This window comes from Nostoc sp. CHAB 5715 (assembly GCF_020829685.1).
Lineage (GTDB): Bacteria > Cyanobacteriota > Cyanobacteriia > Cyanobacteriales > Nostocaceae > Nostoc.
In genome coordinates this window covers 1-10,064 of the sequence record NZ_JAIVFR010000151.1, presented here as the reverse complement: position 1 = coordinate 10,064, position 10,064 = coordinate 1, and the positions used below count along the sequence as shown (strand labels likewise).

Sequence of the window (10,064 nt, the reverse complement as noted above, 5' to 3'; positions counted from 1 at the left end):
CGTATTCTTGGTCGGGTATTGTCTCAACTTCAGCGCGCTCGCTGGGCTGTTTCATGTTTGATAGTAGTGGGTCTACCCGCAGCTTCTGCCAGTAGTTGGGCTTGGCACGATCGCTCTAAGTTAATGTACCAATAGGCAGCTTCATCTACCGTATGTCCCACAGCATTTTAACTGTGGGACATACGGTAGATGAAGCTGCCTATTGGTACATTAACTTAGAGCGATCGTGCCAAGCCCAACTACTGGCAGAAGCTGCGGGTAGACCCACTACTATCAAACATGAAACAGCCCGTTTAACACAAACTCAAGTGGGGTCACATACAAGTGGGTGGTTCGGCTTCCAGCCCCTTTACGACAGAATTGTGCGCGAAGAACCTGATTTGCTAAATTAGTGTTGTGTTTTTTGACACTGGGATAATAAGCAAGGTCACGTCGCTTCGCTCCGAATTCAAAACTTGTACGCTCGCTTGTCCTGAGCGTAGCCGTTGGCGCAGCCTCTCGTAGAGAAGGGCGTAGCCGAAGTATTCAAAACTTGTACGCTCGCTTGTCCTGAGCGTAGCCGAAGTATTCAAAACTTGTACTGAGCTTGTCGAAGTATTCAAACATTTTTGATCCCCATACTTCGGCTACGCAGTTCGACTGCGGTTCCATTGAGCGGAGCCGAGATGCTCACCGTAAACTCAGTAACCATAAATAAATTTAGGCGATGCACTGAGCCTTGGGAGAGCTTGTCCTGAGCTTGTCCTGAGCGTAGCCGAAGTATTGATTCTGATTCCTGAATTCTGACTTCTGGGTTCTTCTTCAAGCAAGAGGTCTATTGTACTAGCTTCCAGTCCCCAGTTCAATTTATCTGCAATAAATTTTCGCCACGTTGATAAATTTCCCGCGCATAATCAGTCCAAGCACCTTGTCCCCAATAACGAAAACAACTGGTTTGCAACAAAAGGTTATGTAAAAGAACGTTACGGTAATGAGATTGTCTGGTAACAGGTTCTGCTGAGTCAAATTGCTGTAATGGATCAAATTTTTGATGGAATAAACTGCTTAGTTGATACATGGGTGACAACACATTTTCATATCCTTTTACCCAACTGATATGATTTGTCCACGAAGCTCCATCCAAATGAAAATTAGAGTTTATTTGCTTTAATTTTTGAATGGCATTCTCTACAGCTTCAGGTTGACAATTATCTGGTAAAACTCGCTCCCAAATCTGATGTTGTCCCACTGGCTGACAAGTTGGATAGTCTTCAGGTTTGCATCCAGCAGCTTCGATTAATTCTAAATATTCTGTACCACACATCCCGACTATACCTGATTTACCTCCGCCGTTATTGACCATATCCCACCAAGCTTGTTTAAAGGCGCTAGGAAATTCATTCATCATCACGCCACCATTTTCACCATCTCCAATTTGGCTAACTATTGGTGGTACAAAAGCACTCCCAATCTGTTGTTTTAATAATGTTTTGGCTTCATAATAAGGTTGCATTTGTGCAACTAATTTAGTATCCGAACCTTGGGTTTTAATTAAGGCTGTAATGCTAATTGTTTCGCCTTGAGAATTGCGGGCAATCAAATGATGTGGTAAATGTTTGTGGGTAAGAGATTGACCGCTAATTGTTTCTACAGAATGTTCTTGAACGAGTAACCAGCGATATCCACATTCTTTTAGCGCTTTCACAAATTCAAAGAGAGCGTCAGGGTGATTTGGTAGATGCATTTCTGGGGGCGAAAATCCTTTAACTCGCGCTAATGCTTCCCAGCCAAAAATTGCCGCAAAGTGATGTTGCCATGCGATGATATGCAATTTAATATCTGCTATTGGTGTGGAAGGAATAACTGCATGACCCCACATTGTACCCAGCCATTCTACATAAGGTTGGTAGGTTGGGTCGCAAGTAATACGTTTGAGATTATCGAGAACATCACCGCGTCCCATTTGCCGCAGTCCCCACAGAAGATTACCTGAGTAATCCAACATCACACGGGGATTACAACCTTGATTTACAAGTTCGGGGATAAAATCTCCCATGCGGCTGTAACAATGGGCAAAAGGATCTGCATTGTGGTTATCCCCTTCATTAGGATGTTCAAACATATATTGCAGATTGCTAATGAGTGTACCACCATTTCCAGCAGGTATAGTTGGTTGGTGCATGTGTAAGGCGATCGCAAACACAGCATTTACATCTTCTAAGCGGATATTTGTTGTTGGTAAAAATACCGACTGATTATGGTTAACTACAGAGAGAACCTCTGTTTCCCAACCAGATATATTTGGCAAGCCATCAATGATTTCGGGCAAATTACTAAGAGTTGTGGGGAAGGAAAGCATTTCTGGTTGCTCCAATATGAGTTATATCTAAAAATCTCGCATCAGTCTCTAATAGCACTTGACTCAGCATATATACAATGAATACCCCAAGTCACGCTATTCTCTCAATTTGGTCATTTTCAATCAACAACTACGAACTCAGGCAAGTCCGGCAATTGTGATCGGCGCAGTCTTACCAGATATTCCCATCTTTGTGTTCTACTTCTTAATGAAGTTTGTTTATCATCTGCCGACACGCCACATTTGGTCAGAAGTCTATTATCAACCTTTTTGGCAAGCTATTGTCAGTACGTTTCATTCGATTCCTCTGGCGTTGCTTGGGATATTGATTGCCCATGTCTTGAGTTGGCAGTTGATTGAAGTTGGCTTTACCAGTATGGTGCTACACTCTCTTTTAGATTTACCACTAGATAACAACGACGCTCACCGACCTTTTTTCCCTTCAGTAATTACCGTTTTATCAGCCCTGTTTCTTATTGGAACTCAAATCATTATGGCGCGATCGCGTACCCGCCCTTTCCGGTGGCGATCGCAGCTTTGGTAGAAATTCTGTTAGTTCTAGGGGCGACTATTTATGGTAACGCATAATTAATTTCTGGAGATGTCTATTGATCCCAGTAGGGTAGGTGATGCGCTAAAAAATTTAGGATTTATGTGCAGGCAGACACGCCATAAATCATGTTCTTGTCCAGAACAAACCATCAAAAATTCAGTTTCGGCATTAGCTTTTTCAGTTTTTGACTCGGCTGTTGTTTCGTTGATGCTGGCGGAGTTGCTATTCGTAAAATTAGCTCTAGCAACCAGGGAGCAAGGCGTTGACACCATACAGCTAAATGACTTTGCCATCCGACTAAAATTTCTGGTGAATCATTTTGCATTCCGGTGACGAGCGCTTTAGCCACTTGTTGGGGAGTCATGGGGATCACCCAGCGAAATAATTTTAAGTCGCGCACCATATCTGTGTCTGTCAAAGAAGGCAGTAATGCAATGACTCGGATATTGTAATCAGCTAGTTCCTGGCGCAAGGCTTGGGTAAATCCTAAGATGGCAAACTTGGTAGCTGAGTAAGTCGCCATCGTCGGTGCAGCCACTTTCCCCATCAGACTCGATACATTGACGATTGTCCCTTGCCTTTGGCTGGCCATGCGTCTAGCTATCAGACTCGTGAGGTTGTACATCCCTAACAAGTTCACAGAGAGTTCTTCTTGAACTTGGGGCATTTTAGATTGCAAAAACGAGCTTTGGTATGCGACTCCCGCACAATTAACCAGCAGGTGAATCTGTCCGTAATTGCGCCACAGTTGGGCAACAGCGATATTTACTTCAATTGTTTGCGTCAAATCTAATGCCACGATCGCAGCTTCTGTTCCCATCGCCTCGATTTCGTTAGCTACCTCGACTAACTTTTGGCGATCGCGTGCTACCAATATCAGCCGCTTGATGCCGATTTGCGCTAGTTCGAGTGCGATCGCTCGTCCAATCCCACGCGAAGCCCCTGTAATTAGGGCAACTTTACCTTGAATCTCCATTGGTTTTATCCTCCAAAATTTAAGTCTTACCAAACTCCTCGTTATTGCCGAAACACACAATTAAGAGCTACTCGCTTGTCGGCTCAAGGTAAGACAAATAATCAATTGCAATTGAAATCAAACTGAAACTAAGCCTTTAGCAACGAGATATTTCTTGGTTAATCTGCAATCCCTCATAATTGTCTATACGAGGCAGAAATTTATCGTTTTTAACCTGTCAAAGCCTAACAGACTTGGCTGAATGCATATAGCTCATAGATTTTACTTCTCCTAGATCAGAGCGCTCATCAGCATCGTTGTCATACACACGTTAGCAATTAAATCAAGCTATTGCAATATTCTTTAATCAGAATTTCTTAATACTTCTTAACGACAGGTATATATATGGGAAAGATTTTATTAAATAAGTTTTTATGAATACCTAAGTACAAATATCTTATTTTCCTGACAATTAAGCCCTGTTTTGGAAAATTGTAATCTCTCAGTCATAGCTAAGAAACAAAAAAGACATATAGGTTTTGGTTATTCTTGCAACACTTCAGTTTCTCAGCTAGTCCGCATAAATGCATCAGTATATTTACGTATATACATAAAATAAAGGTTTTTGATTTTGATATTTTAAATAATAAAAGAAAGAGAGTGAAATTGTTGTTTTTAATACAAATTAGAACAGCAGATTTATCTTCAAAAACTTTAGTAAAAATGATAACTTGTTTGGCTTTAGCTTTGAGTTCATCAAAGGAATGCTTGAGACTCTTGATCACAACCAAGGTTGAGAACCGACGAAAAAATCAGGATTTTTCGTTTGGTTTAGTTTCCCAGGCTCAAAGCGATCGCCTAAATCTATGTCAATAAGCAGCGATTAATGCGATTATTTTCCAGCTTATTGAGAATCAAAGTATCTTGTTGACATGATGCGTTTGCCCTGGCCTGGTGTCTGACAATTCATGCCATCTGGAAAAGCTAACGATTAACCTAACCCCCTTCCCGACGGTCTAAGATACAAGGTTGGGTTAAGGGACTTCCAAATAAAAAAATACTCAACTATTTCTTGTAGGGTGGGCGTCTCGCCATTGGTGTCAACTTAAGCTCAAGCGCTTGTCCCACATACGCTTTACCCCATCCCCAACCCCATCATGTCTTGACAGCTGAAACAACCTATAGCAATCCTATCTGATTTGTGAAAATTCGCAGTGTCCAGATCCCCGACTTCTTTAAGAAGTCGGGGATCTAACTTTTCACGAATGATTTAGGATTGCTATATTTACGTTGATACACAACATATAGGACTCCTATTTGATTTTTGAAAAAACTCCGTACAACTCGAAAGGGCTGATTCCCTACTCCCTACTCCCTACTCCCTACTCCCTACTCCCTACTCCCTGCCTACGCAAATAAGTTCAAAAATCAAATCGGATTGCTATAGTCTTTTTGTACAGTGCGTAAGTCCTATCTCATAGCTGAACTTCAGTTCAAGGCGGGATGTCGGTGAGTGTGACAGTTTCACTATGACAAAACAGACCACTAATTATAACTGTGAGTAATTAAGGAGTTAAAAAGTCTAAATGGTTTCCTGGTTGGGCACGCAAATCTTCTACTGTCCCCTGAATTTGTAACTTGCCTTGATTGAGCAAAACAATCCAATCAGCACGGGTAATTACTCTGGGACGGTGGCTAATCAAGATCGTAGTTTTACCTTTGCGGTGGGACAACAGTTGATCTAAAACTTGAGCTTCACTAACCGGATCGAGTCCAGCAGTTGATTCATCTAAAATCAAAATTGGTGGATCGTTAACAATAGCTCTTGCTAAAGCCAGTCTTTGCCGTTGTCCACCAGAAATATTTGATCCAAATTCACCTAATACAGTTTGATATTTTTCAGGTAGTCTACTAATAAAATCATCTGCCTCAGCAATTTGGCAAGCCTTGACAATTTGATCAAAGGTGAGGTGAGGAGAACCTAAGCGGAAGTTTTCAATAATTGTGCGACTCCAAAAATGAGCATCTTGAGGAACGAGAACAACTTGTTGCCGCAAACAATCAAGAGCTAGGTCTTGCATATTATAAATGCCAAAGCGGATATTGCCAGAATTAGGTGTATATAATCCGGCTATCAGTTTAGCAAGAGAACTTTTTCCACAGCCGGATGTACCAATTAGGGCAACAACTTTACCGCCCGGAATTGTCAGGGAAAAATCTTCCAGTAGCTCTAGCCTGCCAGCGTAGTGAAAGTTTAGGTTTTTGCAAATAATATCAGCATCACTAGGAATTTTAGCAAAGGGTTTGGTACTATCGCTTGGAGTTTCAGGTGTGGAATCGATAACTTCTGTTAAGCGTTCCGTGGCAGTTTTGGCACGCATGAATTCATCTATAAATCCAAGCACAGCACCGATTAATCCCAAAAAACTCCCATTCATCCCGTTAAATGCCAGCAGTTGACCGATGCTGAGTTCCTTACTAATAACTAGGGTGCTGCCGAAACCAATCAAACTAATGCTGCCAATAGCATAAACTAACCCAGAAAAGGTGCTGTTAATAATTCCAATCTGAATTGTGCGAAATGTATGATTTGAGAGCCGACCAAATCTGTTCTGAAATTCTTCCCAAAATTGAGGAGCAGCAGTAGTAGTTTTGAGTGTCAGCGCTCCTTTAAAGCTTTCAACGAGAACACCCTGGTTTTCCGCGTCTAAGACCAACATACTTCTGATTTTTTGTTGAAGTGTCGGCAAGAAAACCACCGTAGATAAACTCATCACAATAGCAACCACGACGGCAACAAAGGTGAGTTTCCAGCTATAGAACACCATAAAACCCAAAGAAATCAGTCCGATAAATAATTGGCTAGGCAGACTGATAACTGCTTGAGCAACTAGCTGATTAATTTGTTGAATATCTTGCAATCTGCTAACAATCTCGCCACTGCGACGTGATTCATAGTAAGCCAGAGGCAGCCGCAAGATTGCCCTGGCAAATTCCAGAATTAGCCCTAACTCAAGCCGTTGGGCAAAATTGGCAATCAGGTTAGATTGAACTAGTTGCAAACTACTTGACACCAAATTCATCACTACAACCGCAATAATTACACCAACAAGAAGCTGGGTATCTCCTCGGACTAGTACATCATCCGTTAGAATTTGAAGCAGGAAAGGAGAAGTTAACGAAAGCAGACCGATAAATATAGCACAGAGAAAAGCCTCGAATATTATACCCCCATAAGGCAATGCCCGCCGCGCAAAGCGCCAAATACCGTTGACTTTATCATCCGGTTGAGCATAAAAGCGAACCGAATCTGGCTCTAGTAAAAGCATGACTTGATCTGACCAAGCCTCCGTTAATTCTTTTCTAGAGACATAACGGATGTTAAAGGCTGGGTCAGCAATTACATATTTTTTGCCTTTCTGACCATACAAAACAACCCAGTGGTAGCCTTTCCAGTGAATGATTGCTGGTAGTGGTGCTTGGTTCATTCGGTCTAATATTTCTTTTGATGCCCTGACCGAACGCGCATTGAAACCAAGTGCCTCGGCTCCTCGCCTCAATCCCAACAATGTTGTTCCAAGTTGCCCAGTGCCTACCGCTTCCCGGATGCGATTTAGTGTAAAGTTACGTCGGTAATGTTTGGCAACGGAAGCAAGACAAGCAGCTCCACAATCTTCTTCACTATGTTGTGTAACAACTTGGTATTTCATTTAACACTCCAATACCCAATAGCATCGTGAAAAAACTCAAAAAAATAGCAGGGTTTTGTCCCTGCGTGGTTAAAAATTTGACCAACAGTTTAGTTTTACTATAGCGTTTCTCGAATGGAAGCAATACACTTTAACCTCACTTCCATTCCTCTCTCCTTTTAGGAGAGAGGTTTGAGTCTTACTCCCCAACGCTAGCAGGGAAGTGGCTGGGGGTTAGGTCTGTATTTCATGCAATTGAGAACCGCTATCTCATTACCATATATGTTGTACTAGGAAAGACAAATCTCTTAATCTTACTAGCTCAATAACTTCTTTAGTTCTAGTTAGTTGTAATTGCTTTGACTATATTTTGTATATCAACAGAGAAAACACCGGAAATTTTCGTATGTTTGTTTGCTTACTGCAATCGAATAGACATATTTGCTTATTAATTTTGAGTAAGTGAGGTAAAAAGAGTTTCCTTATCGTTCACACATTACTAAATTGTGATGAATATGGCTGATTTTTTAAATAGCAACGGTTAGTTTCCTATTTGACTACTCAAGGTGAACATTATCTTTAGCAAAAGTATTAAGGAAGTCCATCAACAGTTGCCTACTAGGAACCGTTGATAGACTTTGTTAACTTTGTTCAACAAAAGTATGCGGTAAGAATAAACGTAATGCTAGAATAACTGCGATAAGCAACAAAGCTAATGTCTTGCAAAAAGGCAAACTACACTGTTGGAGCAGGTTAGTTTGTTTAAGACATTTTACCTCAGTAAAGACGCGGTTAATCGTGTCTTTACGTTTATTCTTTACCTTCTACTAAACTTTATACCATGCAATCTGGTTTGCAGCTGTTTGGGTCAGGTCTCCCCCAATGTCACCAGTGTTAACATTAATGGCGATTTGTGTAATGACCACAGGAAGGTTCACAGTAATCGTAGGAGCGGGAGTAGCAGGCTTGGGTTCGGGCTTGGCGGGAGCAGGTTTGTGTTCTTTTTTCTTGGGCTTATGCGTACCACCAGACAAATTGGCTTCTTCGGTAGCGGTTAATGTAGTGAACAATGTGCTTTGCATAGTCTTAGTTCTCGCTTGATTGTTGATGTCTTTACGTTTATTCTTTCTCTTCGACTAAACCGCAGTTCTAGACTCCGATCTGGTTCACAGCTGTTTGAACCAGGTTACCCTCAACGTCACCACTGTTAACATTAACGGCGGTTTGTGTAATGATCGCAGAAAGGTTCACAATAAATTTAGGAGCAGGGTAAGTAGGCTTGGGTTCGGGCTTGGGTTCGGGTTTGTGTTCGGGGGGCTTGGACTTATACTTCTTACCACCAGACAAATTGGCTTCTTCGGTAACGGTTAATGTGGTAAACAATGTGCTTTCCATAATCTTAGTTCTCGCTTGATTGTTGAGGTTAAAATCGCGTCACTTCAAAGTAATAAATATAAACATTAAAAGAGTATGTTTAATTACTTTTTCGTTCCGCTAAAAGTATTATACGACTCTTGCTCAATAGGTCAAGCAACTAATTTTTTAAGAAATATGTATTACACCTCTTCAAAAAAGATACTACATAGTTCTTCTTTATACAAATTTAATTAGAAAAAAATTTAGTTATCAAAAAATCGCAGGCGTCAATATTCATATTCGTATAAATATGGCGAACTAAAAGATGTATTTTTCCCAAAAATACATAAGTTACTATTATTAAGTGTTAATACTGGGAAAAAAAAGAAAATGCCCGGAATGAAAGATATATCTAGCAACCAAAAATTATTTTTTATACAAAGTAGATTGAAATGCATTGATAAAACATTGATAAAACATTGATACAAGTAAAAGCTGGGATTCTGCCTTATTAAGCAAGTATATTTACGCAAAAAACATTTTTGTAAAATTTTTATATACAAAATCGAATTGAAGAAATATAAATTAATTTAATATAAAACAGCGTAAATTTACTTAATCTTTTATAAATGAAAAATAGTTATAAAAAAATTGTAGCTGCTATATCATTTTTTAAAAAATAAATAAAGAAAAGATAAAATGTTAGATAAAAATTATAAAGATTTGATGTTCGGATGAAAATGCCTAATTCTTATTTAGATTTAGCTGTATAGAAACCTTGTATTTACATACTAAGTATATACAGATAAGGGACTTATCAGTAATAAAAGCAAAAGCTGTCGCTTTCGCCCTGAAAGGCGAAAGCGCCAAAATTATGAGATTTTTGCCAAAAATATTATTGAAACAGAAGAGAGCTTTTATTTTTTGGATATCCTTAAATCTTGATCGTCACGCTAACGCTAGGTAGATTTTTTTGCTAGATTATTTACGGAACCAAAATGTTTTTTAGCGCTCATGCTCATTGACCCCCAACCAGACTTTCTCCGCCTAGTCCAAAACGACGAATATCTTCCCTCAGTCAGTATATGGACGAGGTTGGGAGGAATATTTTTAATTGGAAGTGTTGGCGCTGCCTTCAGCCTTGCCAGTGTCTTTCAATACAACATAATAGTA

The 10,064-nt window shown here is 40.2% G+C and carries 6 protein-coding genes and 2 pseudogenes; 2 read left to right on the top strand and 6 right to left on the bottom strand.

Features of this window, described 5'->3' with window-relative positions:
• Positions 1–44: 44 nt before the first annotated feature.
• Positions 45–161, bottom strand: a pseudogene (locus tag LC574_RS10785) (class II aldolase/adducin family protein); the annotation flags it as partial.
• Here LC574_RS10785 and LC574_RS10780 point away from each other — a divergent pair.
• Positions 156–392, top strand: a pseudogene (locus LC574_RS10780) (class II aldolase/adducin family protein); the annotation flags it as partial. The pseudogenes LC574_RS10785 and LC574_RS10780 sit on opposite strands and share 6 nt — an antisense overlap.
• Before the next feature lie 449 nt (positions 393–841).
• Here the strand turns inward: LC574_RS10780 and LC574_RS10775 are convergent.
• Positions 842–2,338, bottom strand: a complete 1,497-nt coding sequence (locus LC574_RS10775; RefSeq protein ID WP_229453520.1) for a glycosyl hydrolase family 57 — start codon at positions 2,336–2,338, stop codon at positions 842–844.
• Positions 2,339–2,396: 58 nt separating this feature from the next.
• Between LC574_RS10775 and LC574_RS10770 the strand changes: the two genes are divergently transcribed.
• A complete protein-coding gene (locus LC574_RS10770; protein WP_229453519.1) occupies positions 2,397–2,882 on the top strand; it encodes a hypothetical protein in 486 nt (161 codons plus the stop codon).
• A 157-nt stretch (positions 2,883–3,039) separates the two neighbouring features.
• Here LC574_RS10770 and LC574_RS10765 read toward each other — a convergent pair whose 3' ends face one another.
• From LC574_RS10765 to LC574_RS10750, 4 genes are all read right to left on the bottom strand, one after another.
• On the bottom strand, positions 3,040–3,867 hold the full coding sequence (locus LC574_RS10765) for an SDR family oxidoreductase (RefSeq protein ID WP_229453518.1): 828 nt from the start codon (positions 3,865–3,867) through the stop codon (positions 3,040–3,042).
• Between the two features lie 1,544 nt (positions 3,868–5,411).
• Entirely contained in the window at positions 5,412–7,556 is a 2,145-nt protein-coding gene (locus tag LC574_RS10760; RefSeq protein ID WP_229453517.1) for a peptidase domain-containing ABC transporter, read from the bottom strand.
• An 806-nt stretch (positions 7,557–8,362) separates the two neighbouring features.
• A complete protein-coding gene (locus LC574_RS10755; protein ID WP_229453516.1) occupies positions 8,363–8,617 on the bottom strand; it encodes a hypothetical protein in 255 nt (84 codons plus the stop codon).
• Positions 8,618–8,684: 67 nt separating this feature from the next.
• Complete coding sequence (locus tag LC574_RS10750) at positions 8,685–8,918, bottom strand: hypothetical protein (RefSeq protein ID WP_229453515.1); 234 nt, start codon at positions 8,916–8,918, stop codon at positions 8,685–8,687.
• Positions 8,919–10,064: the final 1,146 nt, after the last annotated feature.

Bases quoted from the DNA above. Each gene is read 5' to 3' on its own strand.
- LC574_RS10765 (WP_229453518.1), bottom strand. From the start codon at position 3,867: ATGGAGATTCAAGGTAAAGTTGCCCTAATTACAGGGGCTTCGCGTGGG.
- LC574_RS10775 (WP_229453520.1), bottom strand. From the start codon at position 2,338: ATGCTTTCCTTCCCCACAACTCTTAGTAATTTGCCCGAAATCATTGAT.
- LC574_RS10755 (WP_229453516.1), bottom strand. From the start codon at position 8,617: ATGCAAAGCACATTGTTCACTACATTAACCGCTACCGAAGAAGCCAAT.
- LC574_RS10760 (WP_229453517.1), bottom strand. From the start codon at position 7,556: ATGAAATACCAAGTTGTTACACAACATAGTGAAGAAGATTGTGGAGCT.